Genomic DNA, 22,447 nt, shown 5'->3' on the forward strand with positions numbered 1-22,447 from the left:
CCTTTCCCGCGGCGTCGCTGAATCCCACGCTAGTCGCGGAAGCAGCGGCCCGCGCCAAGGAAATCCTGGTATGTGGAAAGCCGTGCTGACCTCGGGAAACGTACAAACGACCGGGCCCGCGGCGACCCCCGCCGCGGGCCCCGATTCGCCGGTTTACACCCTGTCTCGGGTAGGCTAGAGCAGCAGACAACGCACAACGTTGCGCTGCCCATATTCGAACCAGGAGATTTTGTGACCGCTGACCTTGTCATCGTAGGGTCAGGCTTTTTCGGCCTGACAATCGCAGAACAGGCCGCCACTGAGCTGGGCTTGAAGGTTGTCGTCATCGACCGCCGCCACCACATCGGCGGTAATGCCTACAGCGAGAAGGACACGCAGACCGGAATCGAGGTGCACCGTTACGGCGCACACCTCTTCCACACCTCAAACGAACGTGTCTGGGAGTACGTCAACCGTTTCACGACGTTCACCAACTACGTGCACAAGGTGTACGGCGTGCACAAGGGTGAGGTTTACTCCCTGCCCATCAACCTGGCCACGATCAACCAGTTCTTCCGCGCCAACCTGACTCCCGGCCAGGCGCAGGAGCTCATCAAGGAACAGGCCGGGGAACTTGCCGGCACTGACCCGCAGAACCTGAACGACAAGGGCATCCAGCTCATCGGCCGGCCGCTCTACGAAGCGTTCATCAAGCACTACACCGGCAAGCAGTGGCAGACGGACCCCAAGGACCTGCCCGCGGGCATCATCTCCCGGCTTCCGGTGCGCTACAACTACGACAACCGGTACTTCAACGACAAGTACGAGGGCCTGCCGACCAACGGCTACACCGCGTGGATCGAAAAGATGGCCGAGCACCCGAACATCGAGGTCCGGCTCAACACCGATTTCTTCGACGAGTCGCACGAATACAGCAAGAACAAGGTTGTTGGCAACGTCCCGGTCATCTACACCGGCCCCGTCGACCGCTACTTCGACTACGCCGAGGGCGACCTCTCCTGGCGCACCATCGACTTCGAGGAAGAAGTGCTCGACGTCGGCGATTTCCAGGGAACGTCCGTGGTCAACTACAACGACGCCGATGTGGCCTACACCCGCATCATCGAGCCTCGCCACTTCCACCCGGAGCGCGACTACCAGACGGAAAAGACCGTCGTCATGCGCGAGTTCTCCCGCGCGGCGGAGAAGGGCGACGAGCCCTACTACCCGATCAACACGGCAACGGACCGGGAGCGCCTGCTGAAGTACCGCGACCTCGCGGCAGCCGAAAAGGACGTCCTGTTCGGCGGACGCCTCGGAACGTACAAGTACCTGGACATGCACATGGCCATCGGGTCCGCGCTGACAATGTTCGAGAACCAGATCCGACCGCATTTCGAGGGCGGCGCGAAGATTGAAAGCGGAGGAGTGGACGCATGACAGTCTCAAGCGAAGTAGAAGTTGAAACGAAACTGAGCTGGTCGACTCTCCAGAGGGTAATTCTGCCCAGCCAGAGCCAAATGGACACTGTCCCGCTCTACATGGACATGGGTGCCGCCACCGGGACGCAGCTGCCCACGGCGGGGGACCGCGGAGGACAAACGGCCAGTGCCCGCAGCTTCGCAGCCCCCACTAAAGAAGCTCACATAGAGGATTTCCTCTCCCGCAGGTCCACCCTTGTCCGCTCGGGTGAGCGAGTGTCTTTCGGAAGCTATTTCAACGCCTTCCCCGCAAGCTACTGGCGCCGGTGGACAACCGTTGAGAATATTCGGCTGCAGGTCCGCACCCAGGGACCCGGCTCGGTCATTGTCTACAAATCCAATGCCCGGGGTTCCCTCCAGCGGGTCGATACCCGCAGGGTTGAAGGCACTGCTGACAGCTTCTTCGAACTGAGTTTGGCACCGTTCGGCGATGGCGGCTGGTACTGGTTCGATCTGGTCGCCGGGACGGAACCCCTTGTGATGCTTGAGGCAGAATGGCAGGGACCTGCGGTCGACAAGCCGTCGGGGTCTGTCACCCTGCAGATCACGACGCTGAATAAGAACGACTTCTGCCTGAACAATCTGCGTCTCATGGCGGAGAATCCTGAAGCCCTTGAGCACGTTCAGGAAGTGCTCCTTGTGGATCAGGGCTCACAAAAAGTCTCTGAGGCCGAGGGATTCGCGGAAGTCAGGGATGCGCTCCAGGGGAAACTGAGGATCATCAACCAGTCGAACCTCGGAGGGTCCGGCGGGTTCGCCCGGGGAATGTTCGAGGCCGTTGAAAATGGCAGCGACTATGTGCTTCTTATGGATGACGACATAGTCGTCGAGCCGGAAAGCATCATTCGTCTCCTCACATTCGCGGACCGGTGCAAGACGCCGACCATCGTCGGTGGGCACATGTTCGATCTTTACAACCGGACCGTCATGCACACGTTCGGTGAAGTTGTGAATCCGTACAGGTTCCAGCCCGCACTGCCGAGCGAGGAAATGATTCTGGGGCACGACTTCATGTCGTCAAATCTTCGCCAAACGTCCTGGCTGCACCGTCGTGTTGATGTGGACTACAACGGCTGGTGGATGTGTCTGGTTCCTACCGCCGTTATCCGCGAGATTGGCTTGTCGCTTCCACTGTTCATCAAGTGGGATGACTCTGAGTACGGCCTTCGTGCCAAGAAGCACGGATTCCCGACCGTCTCCCTGCCGGGTTCAGCGGTTTGGCACGTTTCGTGGATCGACAAGGACGACCTGGTCGGCTGGCAGGCGTACTTCCACGCGCGCAACCGTGTTGTCGTGGCGCTGCTGCACAGCCCCTACGAGTACGGCGGGCGCGTCGTCCGCGAGTCTCACTACCATGACGTGAAGCACCTCGTTTCGATGCAGTATGCAACTGTCCGGGGGCGTAACTGGGCAATGGAAGATGTCCTCAAGGGGCCGGCCGGTCTTCGGGAGCTTCTGCCGACGAAGTTGCCGGAGATCCGAAAAATGATGGCTGGTTACTCAGACTCGGTGTTCCGCCCTGACCAGGACGACTTCCCTGCACCAAAAATGGACAAGCCGCCCCGCCGGGGCCACGGCATCACACAGCCCTCGAAGGTCTCACTTCTGCCATGGGCAGCCAAGACGGTCATCCGGCAACTGCTTAACCCCGTGAGCGGATCAAGCATGGAGCGCCCCCAGGCGACCGTGCCGCACCAGGACAACCGTTGGTGGCGGATGGCCCAGTACGACAGCGCGGTGGTCTCCAATGCAGAGGGAACAGGTGCGTCCTGGTACAAGAGGGACCCGAAGCAGCTCCGCGAGATGCTCGCCCAGAGCGCGCACCTGCACTCAGTCCTGCTCAAGGACTGGCGCGAACTTAGCGCCCAGTACCAGGCTGCCGTGGGGGATCTGACTTCGATGGAGTCATGGAGGAAGACTTTCGAGCAGCACACGCAGAACGAGATCAAGTGAGCGGCGTCAGCTTAAGCGAACTCACCACCCCCGGCGTCGGCGGTGGGATCCGCGACATCCGCCAGTCCGGGTTCTTGCTGAAGCTGTTGGTACGGAAAGAGCTCAAGGTCCGTTACAGGGGCTCCGTTCTGGGGCTGATGTGGTCCTACGTGAAGCCCGGCGTCCAATTCATTGTTTTTTACATCGCCCTGGGCGTATTTCTTGGACTGGAAAAAAGTCCCAAGAACCCTGACGGGCTCGCCAACTATGCCATCTACCTTTTCTCGGGAATTGTGCTCATCAATTTCTTTTCCGAGGCACTGGGCAATGCTGCGAGGTCGATAGTCCATAACGGCAACTTGATCAAAAAGATCTATCTTCCGCGGGAGCTGTTCCCTGTCGCCTCTGTGTGGGTTTCCGCGGTTCACTTCTTTCCGCAGCTGGTTGTGCTCGTCACAGCTTGTGTCTTTGCTGGGTGGCACCCCAATCTGCTCCAGCTCCTGGCTGCGGTCGGAGGCTTTGTCATCGTTGCACTCCTTGCCACAGGACTCGGCCTGCTGTTCGGCTCGGCAAACGTCTATTTCCGTGACTCCGAGAACATCGTCGACATGTTGCTGATGATCGCGACGTGGGCTTCGCCGGTCATGTACTCGTGGACCATGGTTCGGGACAAGCTTGGGGACGTTGCTTTCGCCGTCTACCAGGCGAATCCGATCACCGTTGGAGTGGAGCTCTTCCACTACGCTTTCTGGTTGCCGACCACCGATGGTTCAGCGCCGATGCCGCCGAACTTGTTCACCTTGTGGTTGCCCGTGGGAATCGTTCTTTCGATCGCGGTCCTTGTCGTGGGCCAATTTACATTTCGTCGGCTTGAGGGCCGATTCGCGCAGGAGTTGTGAGTGGCAAACGCTATTGAAGTACGGGACGTCAGCAAGCAGTTTGTGCTGCGTCACACCCGGTCGTTGAAGGAGGCTGTCGTTTGGCTTGCCAAGGGTCGCCGAGGCGACCTGTCGGAGAAGTTCCACGCGCTCAAAGACGTCTCGCTGACAGTAAGGACCGGAGAGTCCGTGGCCCTCCTGGGGCTGAACGGGTCCGGTAAGTCAACGCTCCTTAAACACATATCCGGGGTCATGCTTCCCGACTCCGGCACTGTCCGTACCCGGGGACGGGTGGCCGGCCTCATTGAAGTTGGTGCGGGTTTCCACCCCGACTTGTCGGGCCGGGACAACGTCTACCTCAACGGAGCCATCCTGGGGATGACAGAGCAGCAAGTCAACGATCGCTTCGACGCCATCGTGGAGTTTGCAGAAATCGGGCAGTTTATTGACACGGAAGTGAAGTTCTACTCGTCCGGAATGTATCTGCGGTTGGCCTTCTCGGTAGCAGTCCATACGGACCCTGAGGTCTTCCTCATCGATGAAATTCTGGCGGTCGGAGACGAGCCTTTCCAGCGCAAGTGCATCTCCAAGATTCAGGAGCTGGCCCAGAACGGCAAGACGCTCGTTGTCGTCAGCCACGACCTTGACCTGGTGTCGCGCATCTGCGAGCGGGGTGTCCTCCTTGAGCACGGGAACCTGTTGTTCGACGGCCCTATTGATCAGGCCGTGGCCCTTCTTCGGGCCTAGGGCCGGGCAGCGGCAGGGCTGCCCTCAAGGGAACTGAGCGTCTCAGTCCCCTGACCGGAGCACATCGACGACGACCGTTTCACTATAGGAAGAGAACTGTGACTAGTAGGCCGTCGGCGATGGTGCTTCAGGGGCGCCATATACGGGTAAGTTCCCCTCCTGACAAGGCGAACACGGGCCTAAGAACGGACATCCAGGGGCTGCGCACCCTGGCCGTGGGACTTGTGATTCTTTATCACATCTGGCCGGAACTGCTGCCCGGTGGCTTTGTCGGAGTCGACGTGTTCTTCGTCATCTCAGGCTTCCTCATTGTGGGATCCCTGGTCAGGGAACTCTCCGATACCGGACGGATTCGGCTGTCCGTTTTTTACGCCAAGCGCATCAGGCGGCTGCTGCCGGCTGCCAGCGTGGTCCTGATTGCGACCACCATCGCGACTGTGATCTTCCTGCCACAAAACAGGTGGCAGTCAATTTCCCTGGACGTGATCATGTCCGGGCTGCAGGTCCAGAACTGGAATCAGGCGTTCAGCGAAAACAGCTATGCGGGCGCGACAGCCGCTGTTTCGCCGGTGCAGCACTATTGGTCTCTTGCCGTCGAAGAACAATTCTATTTGGTAACCCCACTGATCCTCCTGTCGGGGGTGGCCGTCGCTGCGAAACTGCGCCTAAGGATTGAAACCATTTGTCTCGCCGTGCTGGCGACAGTGTCTCTTGTGTCATTCGTCCACAGCATCCTGTTTTCGTCCACGGAGCACGGCATCGCGTACTTCGCTACGAGCACCCGAATGTGGGAGCTCGGTATGGGGGGTATTGCCGCCGTCCTATTGCCGAAGATGCATCCACGGGCGGTGTTCCTGCGTGTTGCCGGTTGGATCGGTCTCTGCGCAATCCTCTACTCCGCGATGACGTTCTCTACCGCCATGGATTTCCCAGGATCCGTCGCACTCTTGCCGGTGCTGGCTACGGTTTTGGTAGTCGCTTCGGGTGCGTCGCACTTGCAGCCATCAGTCGACCGCGGTTATTCGGTTACCCGGCTCCTGAGCCTCCGGCCGGTGACCTATGTTGGTGATTTGTCCTACTCCCTCTACCTCTGGCACTGGCCCGTGGTGGTGTTCTACGTGTTTCTCCTTGGCCGAACGCCCGGCTACCTTCACGGTGCGGCCATTGTCGGGATCAGCTTGGGTTTGGCCGTTGCCTCCTACTACTTCGTCGAGCAAAGGTTCCGTCACGCGGTCAGCCCTTTCCCGGGTCTTCCGCTGAAAGCAAGACGATGGAGGCCCCTGGCGGGGAACGCACTCGTTGTGGCCGCGGGATTGATCGCAGCCACGACAGCTCCGGCCCTTGTGCCTTGGGTCGTCGTCGAAGCCAAATCCCAGCAGCTGAGCGGGGCGCTGAACCTGCGCGAATATCCGGGAGCGACGGCATTTGACCCCAGTCGCCCTGCAACGGTTCCTGCTGCCCTCCCCGTTCAGCCGGATCCCGCCGTGGCATTGAAGGATGTGCCCCTCACCGGCAAGGACGAATGCGGGACCTTTGATCCGGCTAACCTCAGGATCGAGCAATGCTTGTACGGTCCGGCGGATGCCTCGAAAACGATGGTCGTTGTGGGGGACTCGCACGCGGCACAATACGTGGATGCGCTTCTTATCGCCGGCACGCCTTCGGGATGGAACGTGCGGGCCATGGTTCGCAATGGCTGTCCCTTTTCTACAGCCCCGCCAGCGGACGGCACGACGGTTTACCACAATTGTTCCGAGCAGAACAAGGTAACCCTGGAGCGGATCCTGCTCCTCCGGCCGCAACTGGTAGTGGTTTCCGGAATGGCGCCAGCGGGCTACCACCGTGCGCTCAAATGGGGGTGGGATAATCCCCACGCGCTGGTCGACGGCTATGTCGAGGTCCTAAAGCCACTTCGGGCAGCCGGTATCCGCGTGGCCGTTGTGGGCGACAACCCTTATCCCGACGTCTCCACTCCTGAGTGCGTTTCGCTCAACGGAACCGATTCACCGATGTGCCAGACCAAGATGCGCGAAGTGGACGCCCGGACAGATCCCCTGCAGCTGGCAGGAGCACAGGTACAAGGAGTCGAACTCCTCGACATGTCGGCGTATTTTTGCCGCCAGGGGATCTGTCCGGCAGTTATCGGCAACGTGATGGTCTATCGGGACAACCACATGACCAATACATTCGCCAAGACGCTGGCGCCGGCGTTGGCTCAGCGACTCAACTTGTAGCACAAACCGCCGAACCCCAGTCGAGTAAGATTCGGGAGGGCGGCTCATGACAATGACCAATAGGTTTTTTGCATTCGTTCAATCAAAGTTCTCGGAGGATTCCTTTGTCGTGGTGGTCTGTAGTCCCGCTTGTCGTTGTGGCGATCGGCTTGTTGTTCGTCCCGGGGGCACTCGTGGCCTGGGCAAGCCGGGCCCGCGGGATGGCGCTACTGGCCATGGCTCCCGCCATCACGGTCTCAATCGTGTCCGTCTCAGCTCTGGTGGCACCGCTCCTGAACATGGAGTGGTCGCTTCTCCCGGTCTTCGTCTTCACGGCCCTGATTGGTGCTGTTGCCCTGGCGACAACCACCTTGCTCACCAAAACAACACATACCAAGAAACCCGGCGGACGCAGGGCGATCAACTGGTGGGCGGGGGCTGGCCACGGGCTTGCGATTGTTGTTGCAGCATTTCTCATTGGCCGACGTCTCATGGCCGCATTCGGACGGCCGGAGGCGTTCTCGCAAACGTTCGACAACGTTTTTCACCTTAACGCCGTGCGTTACATACTCGACACGGGCTCAGCGTCGTCCATTACGGTGAGCTCCATGACCGGTGGCGGGTTCTACCCGGCGGCCTGGCACGATCTGGTCGCGCTGCTTGCCGCAACGACGGGTGCCGCCATCCCCGTGGCCGTAAATGTGGTGAATCTCGTGGTGGGAGCCATCGTCTGGCCGCTGGGCTGCATCTTCCTGGCACACAAGATCCTTGGAAACCGGGTCGCCGTCAGCGTCGCGGCAGGGGTCCTCTCCGCGGCTTTCGGCGCGTTTCCACTGTTGCTGCTGGATTTTGGTGTCCTTTATCCGAACTTCCTGGGTAACGCGTTGCTGCCGGTGGCGCTAGCGCTGGGAATCCAGGCATTGGGATTGGGGCGGAACCCGTCAGAATCAAGAACCGTGTCCTGGTTGCTGTTCGTTCTAGTGCTTCCAGGCCTGACCCTGGCGCACCCGAGCAGCACAATGGCGCTTGTGGCGCTTATGGTGCCACCCCTGCTGATCCTGTGGGCGGGGCTCACAGTGAGGCTTGCGCGACGGTCGCAGCGAGTCGCACTGCCTGTGGCCGGAATGATCCTGATGCTCCTGCTGGGACTGGGCGCACTTGCTGTTCTGTGGAAAACGGTCCGGCCTCCCGAGATTGCGGCCTTCTGGCCCCCCATCGAAACGACAGGGCGGGCCATTGGCGAGGTACTCACCAGTTCTGCCATTGGACGCCCGGTCTCATGGGCCGTGATGGTGCTGGCGGTGGCAGGCCTGGTGTCGCTGATCCTGCGACGCAAGCAGCTTTGGCTTGTCGGAATGTACGCGGTCATTGCGGGCCTCTTCGTCATCGTGGCGTCCTTCCCGTTTGGGGATCTTCGGACGTTCTTCACAGGTGTCTGGTACAACGATCCACCCCGCCTGGCATCGCTTCTCCCCACCGTAATTCTGCCGCTGGCCGTCATTGGAGCTGTTCGTGGCTGGGACAAGTGGGTGGCTCCGCTGACGGCCAGATACCCTTCCGCCAAGGAGCCTACGGCCGCGGACGGAGCGAGTCGGTCCCGGCGGTATGTAGGCGTAGCGGCTGCAGTCGTGGCTGCAAGCCTGCTTGCGGTCGGTACCCAGCAAGCCAACGTTCGGGCGGCGACCAACTCAGCCGCGGGCGGCTATCAATTGAACAACGACTCGCGGCTTGTGTCTGCAGACGAGATGGCGTTGTTGAAGCGACTGCCAGACAAAATCCCGCACGACGCGGTAATGGTGGGCAATCCGTGGAACGGGAGCGCCCTGGCTTATGCGTTTACCGGCAGGAAACTCATCCAGCTTCACATGCTTAGCGAACTCCCCGGAGGCTCGGACCAGCTGTTCGCGCGTCTAAACCAAGCAGGCTCGGATCCGACCCTATGTCCGATCGTTGAGCGGCTTCACGTCGGATATGTGCTTGATTTTGGCCACCAGGAAGTCCACGGCGGCGACAACGGTTTCCGCGGGCTGGACAACCTCGAAGCTTCCGGAGTAGCGACCCTCTTGGATTCCCAGGGCCAAGCGAAAATTTACAAACTGACTGTCTGCGGGCAGTGACTGTAGCTACGTGAAAGGAATTCAAATATGACGATCGCCTTGACCGGAAGCAATGGCTTCCTTGGATGGCACACGCGCGTTCTCGCGCACAGCGTTGGCAAGCCGACTGAAGCGCTGGCCTTGGGGGACAAATTCGACATCGACGCTGCGGTTGGCATCATGGAACGGGCACCGGTCCTGGTGCACGTGGCGGGCGTGAACAGAGGTGACGACGATGCCGTCAGGCTCGGCAACATCCGTTTCGCTGAGCAACTCGCGTGGACCCTGGACCAGACGACGACGAAACCCGCGACTGTGGTTTATGCCAATTCCATTCAGGCCGGCAACGACAGCGCGTACGGTCGGGGCAAGCAGGAGGCCGGCCTGATCCTGAAGAAAGCCGCCGAAGACGCCGGAGCCGACTTTGTCAACGTCAGCCTTCCCAATCTGTTCGGTGAGCACGGAGTGCCTTTCTACAACTCTGTGGTGGCGACTTTCTGCCAGCTGGCCGCCGACGGAAAACCTCTGCAAGTCCAGGACGACAAGGACTTGTTGCTTCTGCACGTGCAGACAGCCGCCGAAATCCTCCTCGGGCTGCACCATCCCGAGGACACCCAGCGGCTCGCAACCAGCCGCCGCGTAAGCGAGGTGGCCGCGCTGATCCAAGAGATGGCCGAAATCTATTCCACCGGGACCATTCCGGACATTTCGAAACCGTTTGACCGCGATATGTTCAATACCTACCGCTCGTTCCTGGTCGGCGATCGTCTTCCCGTCACCTTGGACCGGAAGGAGGATGCCCGTGGCGCCTTTTTCGAAGTCATCCGAAGCGCAGGGGGCGAGGGGCAAGCGTCATTCTCCACCACGGAGCCGGGCGTAACCAGGGGGCAGCACTACCACCGGCGAAAAATTGAACGGTTTACGGTGCTGTCGGGAACTGCCGAAATCTCCATGCGGAAGTTGTTTTCCGATGAAGTGCGGACCTACTCGGTCGACGGGCAGCAGCCCGTCGCTATTGATATGCCGACAATGTGGTCTCACAAGATCACAAATACCGGATCAGATAAGCTTTACACCATGTTCTGGATCAACGAAATATTTGACGCAGCCTCTCCCGACACTTTCCCGGAGGAAGTATGACCGACGCTGGCCGCAGGCTAAAAGTACTGACCATTGTAGGAACACGGCCCGAGATTATCCGTTTGGCGGCCACCATTCGGCGACTTGATCGCAGTACCGAGCACGTACTGGTCCACACCGGCCAGAACTACGACTACGAACTCAACGAGGTCTTTTTTGAAGACCTTGGCCTCAGAAAGCCGGATCACTTCCTGGAAGCGGACACGACATCCTTGGGTGCCGTCCTGGGCTCGATCCTTGCCAAGACGGAGCGGGTCCTACTGGCAGAAAAGCCGGACGCAATGCTGGTGCTGGGGGATACCAATAGCTGCATTTCTGCTCTCATGGCAAAGCGCCTGCGGATCCCCGTCTACCACATGGAGGCCGGCAACCGCTGCTTCGACGAAAATGTCCCGGAGGAGACGAACCGCCGTTTGGTTGACCACGTGGCGGATTACAACCTCGTATACACGGAGCACGCTCGCAGGAATTTGCTGGCAGAGGGACTGCACCCGTCCCGGATCCTGCTGACGGGGTCCCCGATGAAGGAAGTTCTCGTCGGCAACGCCGACGCCATTGCAGCAAGTGACGTGCTCGAAAAGCAGGAGCTCACGTCCGGCGGGTACTTTATGGTCAGCGTCCACCGGGAGGAAAATGTCGACAGCCCAGAACGCCTGGCCGAGATCCTCAAGGCACTTCAGACAATCAGCGAACGGCACGGACTGCCTGTGCTCGTCTCCACTCATCCCCGGACCCGTAAACGGCTCGAGGACCAGCCCGAGGAGTTGAAGCGCGGGTTGCGCTTCCACCCGCCATTCGGCTTCAACGACTATGTAAAGCTTCAGCAGGAAGCCAAGCTTGTGCTATCCGACAGCGGCACCATCAGCGAAGAGTCTTCCCTGTTGGGCTTCCCGGCAGTCACTCTTAGGGACGCCATCGAACGTCCGGAGTCACTGGATACCGCGGCCATCATCACCACCGGTGTCAAGGCGGACGCGATTGTCGACGCCATCGACATTGTCCTCGACCAGTTCGAGACTGACGGTCCGCCCGTCATTCCGGCGGACTACCAGATTGGCGACACGTCTCGGCGGGCAGTGAACTTCATTCGTTCGACCGCCCACACACACCATCAACGGTCAGGAATTTTCGTCAACATCGATCGGTGACGAAGCGAAGAACAGGCTGTTTTAGGGTTCGCCGCGCTGGCTTAGGCTGCGGCATTGGATCACGTTGGCGCTCGGCTGGAATTTCCAGCCGAGCGTTTTGCGTGGCGGGGGTCTGGTTTCTTGGGGACGGGTTTGACGCCCTGGGGTCCGTAATGGACAGGTGACTGCCTGCCGCAGCTTCGCCTCTCCGTGCCTCCCCGCAGTCCAAGGCGCCCGGACCCGGTCAGGGACCGTACGAAGCTCTCACACTGCCCCGAGCGGGCGGAGGCTAGTAGGTTATGATTCTTGACGCGTATTGGGGAAGTGTGGCGCGCAACTCGGGGCCAGCTCCGCATCGACCATGACGTCCAGATCGGGCATCGTTTCCAAGATCACCACAATGGCGTCCGAGACTTTGGACGGTCCCTTGAACAGAGGGCTGACCATTGGAATGGCGGGCTCAATATATTGTTCGTCCACTTGCCTTGGAGGGTCAGTGTCCACTGGGCGGCCAGAAGAGGATCGAATAAGTCGTTGAATCCCACGTAGATGAAGGGGCTGCGCTGCTCCACGCGTGACACGGCGAGCAGTTTCGGAATGAGCGGCGGCATAGGGCCGGCCAGCGCGGTGCTCGACAGCCAGGAATGACTTATGGAGATAGTACGTAACCACGCCGGCCTGGACCAGTTGAAAGACGGCAAGGCAGACAAGCAGTGCCGCAGCAAAGAGCGGAGTGGCCACAACGTGTAGTGAAGTAAGGGTTCCGAGCCGAACCTCGTCGGTTCCGACTGTTCGACGAGAGTAGAAGGCCAACGCCACGAAAGCATTGGCAATGATGCACAATACAGCCACTCCCGTGTCGGCCAGAGCTATACCGCCAGTAGTGTTGAGAACATCCCCGGCAGACCTGCCCAGCAGTTGCCAGAGCGCGGCCATAAGGGCGGCGGCGCCGAGCAGCCAGGAGACAGTGAATGGCGATAAGCGGCCGCCGTCCCCGACTGTGCACGATGCCGAAACAGGTGCCAGCCATAAACCACCGCGCTGGGAAGACAAAGGTCGAGCAGGAGAATCCAGCCGTGAGCAACCCCAGCCAGGGCAAGGATCAGGGCCGTTGACGCCAACGCCGGGTGAATGACCCGCCTAAGCTGCACGATCGCAACACAGGCCACACAAAGTGCCACCCCCAGCCCGAAATCTGGGAAGGCCCCGAACTTTGGAATGGCGCCGGGACCCACCACCCAGGCCGTAGACACGATGGCAACGAGAGGAAGCGTCACAAAGAAGTTGTGGCGTAGCACGGGGAGCGACGTCAGCCCAGCGACGACCAGCAGGGTGCAGAGAACGCGGATAACACCGACCAGCCGGCAAAACAGGAGGACTTCCTGCCCTGCGTCATCTGCAGTGCGGCCGGCAACCACCTCGGCAAACGTGGCGGCCAAGGAGTGGAAACCTTGGGGATACGTCGCCGCGGACCACCTCCCGCCGTCGGGGGCTGCTGGCAGCACCGCGATAACTGAGCCGTGATTTCGAGCCATGTTGAACATGTTGAAGTGCGGCTGTTGAAGTGCGGCGCGAAATCCCACGACCGTGTCAGCACGAGCAACGCCTGCCTTGGTGTCCGGACCGAGACGAAACTCTGAACCACCACGGGGAAGCCAGCCCCGCGAGAACTGGCAGGCCATCCACGGCACGGAAATGGGGCAGAAACTTACGGAGTGGCTGACGTTTGACGCGCCAGTGACATGCTGACCCGGCTAGGGCCGCGGCTGCCACGGCCAAGACCGCGGAACCGCGGTTAAGATCCGGGACCGGGCCCGTGACCCACCACATGATCGGGGCTGTTCCCGCCAGTCCGACGATCGATAAAAGAATTCTCTGTGAAAACGTCCGCGAGGTCGGGATAAGAATCAGCACCAGGCCCAGGGCAACACCGTACCGCCAGCCGGTCAAGCCTCCAGCGGCCCGGACCATGAATACGGCCAGGGCCACGAGGCTCGCAACCAAGGCGACGCAGAGCCACTGTGGGGCAGTTGTGCCGGTACTGATGGGCGAGTCTCTTCGGCGCCGGGCGGACACCTTGGAGTCCGAAGGTCCGGGGGTTGTCTTGCAGATCGGGGCTGAGCATGATTCCTTCGTGGCCGGTTTAAGCCGGCGTTCCCCCAATGTCACGACCTTTATTGATCCATGGCCCGCTCCCTGCGAGGCGCGATGAAAGTTCCGAATGGACAGTAGCAGTCTATGGCGTGCCGGACTCCACCCCTGAACTGTGCCAAATATGTCAGTCGTCGCAGGGGCCAGGCGCCGATTGAAGCTGCGGCTTCGCGGCCTGCGGTGTGGGCTGCGGGATGCGCCGGAAATCGCTTTCCAACTGCTCAACGGCAGTGCGCAGAATCGCGACTTCTTCAGCCAACGTGCGGTTCTCATCTTCGACGACGGAGAGTTCCCAGGAGAGATGGAGGCACACGCCAAGCAGCAAGACGATACACAACGCAAAGAGCAGGTTCGACGCAACCTGAACGCCAAGGAGTTTGCTGACACCCGCAAGAAGGTCCGGCCAGCCTGCCAAGACCAGGGCGCTGGCGCCAATGACCAGCCAGAGGGCTGCATACTTCTCACGAAAGACCTTGCGGCGGACCAGCTCCAGTACGATCGCTACCATCACCAGGGCGAAGATGAAGGGGGCCAACGTGTTTCCCATCAGGCGATGCCTTCCTGTGCAGCGATTTTTGAGCGGCTCCGGGTCAGCGCGAACAGCAGCGCAAAGACGGACCGCAGCAGGTAGATTGCGGATTTAGCTGGATTGTGGCTCGGGGTTCCGCCCTGCCGGGGCCGCATGGCCACGGGGATCTGGGTCACCTTACAGCCAGACTTGATCGCGACGACCAATGAATCGATAGTGTCGCCCAGGTACTCAGCTGGATAGTGGTCGAGGTACTGCGCAATAGCCCGCTTGTTTCCCGCACGGAACCCCGACGTCACGTCCGTAAGTTTTGTGCGTGCCAGCCTGGAGATCACCGCAGCAAGGAACACCATGGCCCAGTGGCGCGGACCGGAGACCTTGTAATCACCCTTGGAGGCGAAGCGTGCCCCAATGCAAATGTCGGCAGCGGTCAAGCCCTCCAAGACCGAAGCGATCTCCCGAGGGTCGTGCTGGCCGTCGGCGTCTACTTGGATTACGGCGTCATAGTTGTATCGGTCGGCGTACTTGAATCCAGCCCGCATGGCACCGCCGACTCCCATGTTGAACGGGAGCCGAAGGACCGTCGCGCCGGCGGCGGCCGCGACAGCCGCTGTCGCGTCTCTTGAGCCGTCGTCCACGACCAGGACGTCGTATCCTTCGTTCAGGCTGATCACCTCGTCAACCGTGTCACCGACGGTTTCACCTTCGTTCCAGGCAGGCATGATCACTAGAACTCTGCGGGTTTCTGGGCTAAGCATGCTTGAGATTCTACGCCGAATCACATGCAAGCCGAATCCATGGCCGGGGTCGCGCGAGGATTGTTTACCCGTCCCGATCCCGACTCGCTGATATCATCTAACGGTTGCAGCCCATGTTCGTAGCCGTAGCCACCTGCAAAACAAGGAGACAAGTTGTTCAAGGACAAGACACTTTTGATTACCGGAGGCACTGGCTCGTTCGGGAACACTGTACTGAAGCACTTCCTGCACACAGACATCGGTGAGATCCGTATCTTCTCCCGGGATGAGAAAAAACAGGACGACATGCGGAAGGCCTACAGCAACGACAAGTTGAAGTTTTACATAGGTGACGTGCGCAACATTGACAGCGTGCGCGAGGCTGTCCGGGGAGTGGATTTCATCTTCCACGCTGCGGCACTCAAGCAAGTACCGTCGTGCGAATTCTTCCCGATGGAAGCCGTCCGGACCAACGTCCTCGGAACCGATAACGTCCTGACCGCGGCAATTGACGCGGGGGTCAAGAAGGTTGTGTGCCTCTCCACCGACAAGGCTGCCTACCCGATCAACGCCATGGGCACCTCCAAGGCCATGATGGAAAAGGTCGTGATCGCCAAGTCCCGCAACGTCGATCCGTCGGAAACGTTGATCTCCTGCACCAGGTACGGAAATGTCATGGCGTCGCGAGGGTCGGTCATCCCCTTGTTCGCAGACCAGATTCGAGCTGGAAAGCCTCTGACGGTGACAGATCCGCACATGACCCGCTTCCTGATGAACCTCGATGAAGCAGTCGAGCTCGTCCTCTTCGCGTTCGAGAATGCCAATCAGGGCGACTTGTTCGTCCAAAAGGCCGACGCTTCGTCCGTTGGTGACTTGGCAACAGCGATGAAGCGCCTGTTCAATTCCGACGTCGAAATCAATGTCATCGGGACCCGGCACGGCGAGAAGGCGCACGAAACGCTTCTCACCCGCGAAGAGCGTGCGAAGTCGGAGGACCTTGGCGGATACTTCCGGGTCCCCGCCGACACGAGGGACCTCAACTACGAAAAGTTCGTTGATTCCGGAGACATCGTCAGCGAGACGTTGGAGGAATACACATCCCACAACACCCAACAGCTGACCATTGACGAGATTATCGAGAAGATGAAGACCACGGACTTCGTCCAGGACCTGCTTCCCTCGATCACGTCAGCGTCTTAGGAATGAGCAGTAAGCCCAAAGTACTTGTCGTCGGCCAACATTTCTGGCCGGAGGGCTTCCGGATAAACGATATCTGCGATTACTTTGTCGAAAACGGACTGGATGTGGAGGTTCTATGCGGTCTTCCCAACTATCCGCAGGGGCAATTCTATCCTGGATACTCGTTGCGAGGTCCATTTAGGCAAGAACACAAGGGGATCAAGATTTACCGGGCACCGGAGATCCCCCGGGGAGATAATTCGAGCCTTCGAATCTTCCTGAACTATGTGTCATTTCCTGTCGGGAGTCTGCTGCATTTGCCGAGATTACTTTTCGGCAAGTACGACAAAGTTTTTCTATACCAGCTTTCGCCGGTAATGATGTCGATCACAGGGATTCTTATCTCGAAGATGAGGGGCATAGAATCCACAATGTACGTCCTCGATTTGTGGCCGGAAAACCTCTTTTCTGTTTTGCACGTGAAAAACAAGTTGTTCCGCAGGTTGGCAGAAAAGATATCTCATTGGCATTACCGCCAACCGGAAAAAATTGTCGTGCTGTCCGAACAGATGCGTGCCAAAGTCAAAGGCATAACAGGCCTCCCCGATGACCGGATTACTGTCGTGCCGCAGGCTTGCGAAAGTCTCTACGAAGAAGAGATCTATGAGCCTGAGCTCGCCAAACGCCTGGGCGAGGGCTTCAAGGTCGTCTTCACCGGAAACATCAGCCCTGCGCAATCATTCGAAACCATTGTTGATGCGGCCGAAGAGCTCAATCACGAGGGCCTGACAGACATCGTGTGGGTAATAGTGGGCGACGGTATGAGCCGGAGCGAACTGGAACGGGAAGTGGCGCGGCGGGGTCTTGAGGGCGTGTTCCGCTTTGAAGGACACCATCCGGTTTCCGACATCCCGAAGTACACGACGTTGGCGGATGTGCTGGTCGGTTGTCTCGTCAAGAGCGATCTGCTTGAAGCGACCATTCCGGCCAAGGTCATGTCTTACATCGCCTCCGGCCGCCCGCTTGCACTGGCCATGGATGGCGAAGTCCGAACGCTCGTCGAGGATGAAGCACACTGTGGACTCGTGGGACCGGCTGCCGATGCCGCCGCTTTGGCCGAAAACATCCGGACGCTGTACCGAATGTCTCCGCAGGAACGCAAGGGCCTTGGCGAGAGCGGCAAGGCTTACCACTTCGCGAACCTTGAACGAAGCATAGTTCTGGGCCGGCTGAAAGACTTCGTGTTAGGGGCGAGGTAGGCGGACGGCCCCCCCGGGGCCTCTGGGTGGCCTAGGGATCTACGACCTGGTCGGCAGTTTCACGCTGGATGCGAACAATGCGAGCAATCGCCAATGCATGGACGACGATCCCGGCGAGGGGGCCCAGCCCCAAACTCAGAATGCTGCGAACCTCGACACTGGCCGGGAGCAGGAGAAGCGCGACGGCTACCGCTGTTGCTGTCAGCCATCCGGCAGAGTATGCCCGATGATTGCCTAAGCCGATGACGATGGTGCCGAGCAAGGTGAGGACTGCCATCAACACTGCAGCAAGTGTCAGGGCGGCGAGAGCCCACCCGTCCACACGATAGTCGGGGCCGAAAAAGAGCATCAGCCAGGGGCCGATCAACCACGCCGCGACGGCGCCGACGACGCCGATAGCGAGCAGTGCAGCAAGTGGCTTCTTCAACGCCTTCCAGCCGTCCCGGGGGTTCTTGACAACCTCGGTCAGGGCAACGCCCTGGAAGGCCTGAAGCGGAACCATGATCGGCGCACGGGTGAGCGATATGGCCAGGAGAATGGGCGCGGACAAAGCGTAGTCGGCTGGCGAGGTGGTGAGCTTCAGCAGGATCGGGAACGCGACGATCAGCGCAGCGGAAGATGCGGCTGAGAGCAGGGCATGTCCGGTGTTCTGAAGAAGCCTGCCGAGGCCCACATCGGCGCGGGCCGCGAGCGAGGCTCTGGCGGTCGGGAAGATAAGCGTCACTATCAGCCAGGCGGCGAGGGCAGCGAGGCATGCCAGTTCCAGTCCCAGAAGCGGAGCGGCAAGCGCGGCTGCGACCGCAATGGCTCCAAGGCGGAGCAGGGCTTCCAGTGAGACCAATCCGGCGAAGAGCGACCACTTGTCATGGCCTTGTGCGGCCCCGGCCAATGTGGCGTGGCATGAGAATAAAACCGCCGTGGCAACAAGGGCTCCAGTAATGGCTCCGGAGTCACGGTGAAATATGTGGTTGCTCAGAATGGGGGACAGGGCGAGGATGACCACTGCTGAGGCCAAACCAACAATCAGTCCGGATGCCAGTACGCGCGCGCCTCTGGGAGTGCCCGTAGGCCCTGGCCTGCGGGCCGCGCCCACAGCCCTGGTCGTCTCTGCCTGAATCCCGCCGAGAACGCCGCAGACGAAAAACAATGCGGCCCAGAACGATAGGAACTCTGCATTGTCGGCCGGCGACAGCGCGTGACTCGTGATGAAGAGAATGACGATGCCGGCTGCGGCCGCCACCACCGAAGCCCCACCGACGCCCGCGGCAGATTTGGCTGATATTGTCTCACCGCTGCTTGGAGGCTGTTCGGGGACAAACTCGGATGACTGGGTAATATCCGTCAATTCGGGAGCTTTCACGTTGTAATCAGCATCCGAACGCTGTCGTGATGCACTGGCTGTCGTGATGCGCCGTCCGTCTAATCCGCTGGTAGCGCCGCTAGTCCGCTGTTGCGGACGACTTCGATGTCGTGTTCGACCATGGTCTGTACAATGCCGTCAAAAGTGGTGGTCGCCTTCCAGCCAAGAGTCGCTGAAATCTTGCCAGGGTCGCCACGCATCTCGGAGGCGTCGACCGGGCGGCGAAATCTGGGATCAGTGTCTACTCGCGACAGTCCGTCCGAGATTCCGGCAGCAGAGAAAGCAGCTTCCGCGAAGTCCCTCACGCTGTGCGAAACTCCGGTCGCGACCACGAAGTCATCCGCCTGTTCGGCCGTCGCTATTCTCGCCAGGGCATCAACGTAGTCTGGTGCCCATCCGAAGTCCCGGACAGCTTCAAGGTTGCCCAAACTCAAACGGTCTTTGAGCCCCAGTGCGATTGCAGCTACGCCCAAGGTGATCCGTCGCGTAACGAAACTCGCGGGCCGGCGGAGCGACTCGTGGTTGTATAGGATCGCCGAGCAGGCGAAAAGCCCGCGTGCCCGGTAAGTGGCAACGGCATGGTGCGCGAAAGCTTTGGCCGCACCATACGGTGTAAGCGGACTGACCGGAGTGCGCTCATTCTGCGGTACCTGAGCGGCATTGCCGAAGATCTCGGCACTGGACGCTTGAAGGAACCGGACCTCATTTCCGGTTCGTTCCTGAAGCAACCACGCGGCTTCGAGCAAAGCAATGGAGGCTGCGCCGGTGCTGAGCGACGTTTCGTATGGTTTTTTCCACGACGCGGCAACCGAGCTGGTGCCCCCAAGGTTGAAGATCGTGTCGGGTTGGATTTCTTCCACGAGCCGCGACAGCCGCGGGGCATTCGAGAGGTCTCCGTCGTGGAGCGTCACCCCTGCATGAAGATACTGCGGGGGTGACGCATCCTCTGCACGGACCATCCCGTGGATGCTCCACCCGGCGCTGGCCAGCTGTTCGGCCAAGTAGGAGCCGTCCTGGCCGGAAATGCCAGTAATGAAGGCCGTTCGGGTGCTGCGAACTCCATCGCGGGCTGGTGCTGTGGTCATTTGGCGAGCAGCCGCTGCTCCAGCAGGTCGTTCTCGACCATCATGGTTACGAGCTCATCGAAGGAAACCTTGGGCTTCCACCCGAGGACAGTCTGTGCCTTCGCCGCGTCGCCGATAAGAAGGTCAACCTCTGCCGGACGCATGAACTTGGGGTCCTGGCGGACATAGCGGCGCCAATCGTCGAGTCCCGCTGCCGCGAAGGCTGCTGCCAGCAGTTCCTCGATGGAATGGGTTTCCCCGGTGGAGATGACGTAGTCATCCGCTTCGGGCTGCTGCAACATGAGCCACATGGCCTCGACATAGTCCCCGGCGAAACCCCAGTCACGTTTGGCGTCCAGGTTTCCCAGCACGATCTCATCCTGCAAACCGAGCTTGATGCGGGCGACAGCCTGAGAGACCTTGCGCGTAACAAACTCCGGCCCGCGTCGGGGAGACTCGTGGTTGAACAGGATTCCGCTGGAGGCGTGCATTCCGTACGACTCGCGGTAGTTGATGGTCATGTAGTGACCGAAGACCTTCGCGACACCGTAAGGCGAGCGGGGCCACAGCAGTGTTTCCTCCCTCTGGGGGACTTGCTGGACCTTCCCGAACATCTCGGACGAAGAGGCTTGGTAAAAACGAACCTTGCCAATGTCATCACCTGCGTATAGCCGGGTGGCCTCGAGGATGTTGAGCACGCCCTTGCCAGTGACATCCGACGTCATGGACGCGTTTTCCCACGAATAGGCTACGAAGGAGATCGCCCCAAGGTTGTAAATCTCGTCAGGCTGCGAAATTGCCAGTACTCGGACGAGCGAGGACACGTCCGTCAGGTCCCCCGTGAGGAGCTTTACATCGGGGACTGTCTTGCGGACCAGATCGAATTTGGGATTGTTCTGGCCCCTGATCAGGCCAAAAACCTCATAGCCCTTGGAAAGCAGCAGCTCTGCAAGGTAAAGGCCGTCCTGACCAGTGATACCGGTAATGAGCGCACGAGGCATGGGGAAATTGTCCTTTAAGTCGAAGAGTCAAGCACAGCCACTATATCCGGTTGGGTGCTGAACAGCGGATTGGAGCTAGCGAACGGACTGTGCGTGCTGCCTTGCAGCGTAGCGGTAGGCGGCTTCGTGTGCCTCCGCGCATTTCTCCCAGGTGAACCTATCAACTTGCTGGAACCCCTTGATTTGGAGCTCGGAGGCCCGGTCGATGGCTTCGAGGATTCCGTCGGCGATGGCACGGGGCGAATGCGGATCAAACATGACGGCAGCGTCACCGCAGACCTCGGGCAGAGAGCCGGCCGTAGAGGACGCCACCGGACATCCCGAGGCCATCGCTTCCAAGGGAGGCAAGCCGAATCCTTCGTACAAACTGGGGAAGACCAGACACTTTGCCTTGCGATACAGCTCAAGCAACTCCGGGAAGGGCACCAGGCCCTTGACCTCTACATTCTCCGGGACATCAATGAGATGGTCGAGGCCTCCACCAGTGAGAACCAAACGCAATTCGGGCCGTTCGTCCTGCAAAAGACGCATGGCGTCGAAGAGGACGGCATGGTTCTTGTGGGCCCAGCCACGTGCCGGGTAGAAGACGAAGTTCTCCCGCTCACCGAGATTGGGCGTGAATTGGTCTGTGTCGACAGCCAAGTGGGCGGTGAAGATTTTGTCGGGGGAGATCTTTAGGTGTTCTACGATCGTCCGCTTCGCAAATTCGCTGATGGTGACTACGGCGTCAGCTTTCCGTGCCGTGCGTTCGTAGAAGACTCTTCGGTAGAGCCGCTCCACGCGGCTGAAGAGGTGGGGAAGGTCACGATGCTGCACGTCGCACAGCGTCTGCACAGTCGCCACCGACCCAGAGGGACGCGGCACGTTCACGGCGAACGGAACGTGAAAAACATCGTTGCCCCCCATGCGGGCAATGAGCGACTTGCGCTTGAGCAGGCCAGCCACGAGAGTCGATATTCGTTCTCTGGCGGACCCTCCACCAGCTATCTCGGGGCAGACAACCTCCGGAATGGGGTCCGAAAAACCGGCTGCTGCGTTGCTGACAAATGCAGTCGCGGCAACATCCCGGATGGAGGCCAGGCCGCGGAGAAGCCCGCGGGCGTAGGTCTCGCCACCGCCCATCCCGCCGGGTACCAGGGTGAGCATAGCAACGGCGACTCTGAGCGGCCGGGTTTCGGCAGATGTTCCGTTGGTTACTGGTTTTTCTCGCATCTATCCAGCTTATCTTGCATGAGGCGACGTCCCGTCCGTGAACCTTAAGCTCCGGAGAGCGCGCTGCTCCGGCGGATGTGCCGTCGAGTCAAATGCTCGTGGCAGGCATCAGTCATCGCGACAGGGTGGTCTTTGCTCCCGCAGCTGAAGACCAGTCGATTCGGCCGCCCCGGAAGTTCTGGGCAAGATTACCGTTCCCGGTCGAATATACGCCGGTGGTGGGGTAGCCGAGGGTTCCGGATTCCCAGCCTTGGGCGGCCCAGGCGTCGCGGATGACACCGGATGAGATGCGGGCGCCGGTCGCTGCGGTCCAGTAGATCGCACCGTTTTGGTAGCCCTGGGATTTGGCTCCGTTCGCGGCG

The 22,447-nt window shown here is 60.0% G+C and carries 18 protein-coding genes; 10 read left to right on the forward strand and 8 right to left on the reverse strand.

What is annotated here, in order from left to right; genetic code table 11:
• The first annotated feature begins 231 nt into the window (after positions 1-231).
• The 8 genes from glf to wecB all read left to right on the forward strand — a co-directional run bounded on the left by glf (position 232) and on the right by wecB (position 11,614).
• Positions 232-1,419: a UDP-galactopyranose mutase gene (gene glf / locus AC1DC5_RS03045; RefSeq protein ID WP_441404571.1), complete on the forward strand. Its 1,188-nt coding sequence runs from the start codon at positions 232-234 to the stop codon at positions 1,417-1,419.
• Positions 1,416-3,413, forward strand: coding sequence for a glycosyltransferase (locus AC1DC5_RS03050; RefSeq protein ID WP_476864133.1), 1,998 nt, complete (start codon positions 1,416-1,418; stop codon positions 3,411-3,413). Before glf ends, AC1DC5_RS03050 begins: the two co-directional genes overlap by 4 nt.
• Complete coding sequence (locus AC1DC5_RS03055; RefSeq protein WP_476864134.1) at positions 3,368-4,291, forward strand: ABC transporter permease; 924 nt, start codon at positions 3,368-3,370, stop codon at positions 4,289-4,291. The genes AC1DC5_RS03050 and AC1DC5_RS03055 overlap by 46 nt, the downstream gene beginning before the upstream one ends.
• Entirely contained in the window at positions 4,292-5,017 is a 726-nt protein-coding gene (locus AC1DC5_RS03060) for an ABC transporter ATP-binding protein (RefSeq protein ID WP_476864135.1), read from the forward strand.
• A 98-nt stretch (positions 5,018-5,115) separates the two neighbouring features.
• The gene (locus AC1DC5_RS03065) at positions 5,116-7,251 is read left to right on the forward strand and encodes an acyltransferase family protein (RefSeq protein WP_476864136.1); all 2,136 of its coding nucleotides are present in this window, start codon (positions 5,116-5,118) and stop codon (positions 7,249-7,251) included.
• A gap of 137 nt (positions 7,252-7,388) precedes the next feature.
• Positions 7,389-9,347, forward strand: a complete 1,959-nt coding sequence (locus AC1DC5_RS03070) for a DUF6541 family protein (protein ID WP_476864137.1) — start codon at positions 7,389-7,391, stop codon at positions 9,345-9,347.
• A gap of 27 nt (positions 9,348-9,374) precedes the next feature.
• Positions 9,375-10,466 (forward strand): polysaccharide biosynthesis C-terminal domain-containing protein, encoded by a 1,092-nt coding sequence (locus AC1DC5_RS03075; protein ID WP_476864138.1) that lies wholly within the window; start codon positions 9,375-9,377, stop codon positions 10,464-10,466.
• Positions 10,463-11,614, forward strand: a complete 1,152-nt coding sequence (wecB, locus tag AC1DC5_RS03080; RefSeq protein WP_476864139.1) for a non-hydrolyzing UDP-N-acetylglucosamine 2-epimerase — start codon at positions 10,463-10,465, stop codon at positions 11,612-11,614. Before AC1DC5_RS03075 ends, wecB begins: the two co-directional genes overlap by 4 nt.
• An 848-nt stretch (positions 11,615-12,462) precedes the next feature.
• Here wecB and AC1DC5_RS03085 read toward each other — a convergent pair.
• From AC1DC5_RS03085 to AC1DC5_RS03095, 3 genes are all read right to left on the reverse strand, one after another.
• Positions 12,463-13,275: a hypothetical protein gene (locus tag AC1DC5_RS03085; RefSeq protein WP_476864140.1), complete on the reverse strand. Its 813-nt coding sequence runs from the start codon at positions 13,273-13,275 to the stop codon at positions 12,463-12,465.
• A 596-nt stretch (positions 13,276-13,871) separates the two neighbouring features.
• On the reverse strand, positions 13,872-14,291 hold the full coding sequence (locus AC1DC5_RS03090; RefSeq protein WP_476864141.1) for a DUF2304 domain-containing protein: 420 nt from the start codon (positions 14,289-14,291) through the stop codon (positions 13,872-13,874).
• Positions 14,291-15,031, reverse strand: a complete 741-nt coding sequence (locus AC1DC5_RS03095; protein WP_476864142.1) for a glycosyltransferase family 2 protein — start codon at positions 15,029-15,031, stop codon at positions 14,291-14,293. Before AC1DC5_RS03095 ends, AC1DC5_RS03090 begins: the two co-directional genes overlap by 1 nt.
• A gap of 153 nt (positions 15,032-15,184) precedes the next feature.
• Between AC1DC5_RS03095 and AC1DC5_RS03100 the strand changes: the two genes are divergently transcribed.
• Entirely contained in the window at positions 15,185-16,210 is a 1,026-nt protein-coding gene (locus AC1DC5_RS03100; protein ID WP_476864143.1) for a polysaccharide biosynthesis protein, read from the forward strand.
• Positions 16,211-16,212: 2 nt separating this feature from the next.
• Positions 16,213-17,448, forward strand: coding sequence for a glycosyltransferase family 4 protein (locus AC1DC5_RS03105; protein WP_476864144.1), 1,236 nt, complete (start codon positions 16,213-16,215; stop codon positions 17,446-17,448).
• 31 nt (positions 17,449-17,479) lie between these two features.
• Here AC1DC5_RS03105 and AC1DC5_RS03110 read toward each other — a convergent pair whose 3' ends face one another.
• The 5 genes from AC1DC5_RS03110 to AC1DC5_RS03130 all read right to left on the reverse strand — a co-directional run.
• Positions 17,480-18,793: a hypothetical protein gene (locus AC1DC5_RS03110; RefSeq protein WP_476864145.1), complete on the reverse strand. Its 1,314-nt coding sequence runs from the start codon at positions 18,791-18,793 to the stop codon at positions 17,480-17,482.
• Positions 18,794-18,867: 74 nt separating this feature from the next.
• Positions 18,868-19,893: a GDP-mannose 4,6-dehydratase gene (locus AC1DC5_RS03115; RefSeq protein WP_476864146.1), complete on the reverse strand. Its 1,026-nt coding sequence runs from the start codon at positions 19,891-19,893 to the stop codon at positions 18,868-18,870.
• Positions 19,890-20,873 (reverse strand): GDP-mannose 4,6-dehydratase, encoded by a 984-nt coding sequence (locus AC1DC5_RS03120; RefSeq protein WP_476864147.1) that lies wholly within the window; start codon positions 20,871-20,873, stop codon positions 19,890-19,892. Before AC1DC5_RS03120 ends, AC1DC5_RS03115 begins: the two co-directional genes overlap by 4 nt.
• Before the next feature lie 75 nt (positions 20,874-20,948).
• Entirely contained in the window at positions 20,949-22,085 is a 1,137-nt protein-coding gene (locus AC1DC5_RS03125) for a glycosyltransferase family 4 protein (RefSeq protein ID WP_476864148.1), read from the reverse strand.
• 112 nt (positions 22,086-22,197) lie between these two features.
• Positions 22,198-22,447 (reverse strand): LGFP repeat-containing protein (locus AC1DC5_RS03130; RefSeq protein ID WP_476864149.1); only part of this gene is annotated, 250 nt, incomplete at its 5' end.

The sequence above is a fragment of the Arthrobacter sp. 10L424 genome, assembly GCF_056395325.1.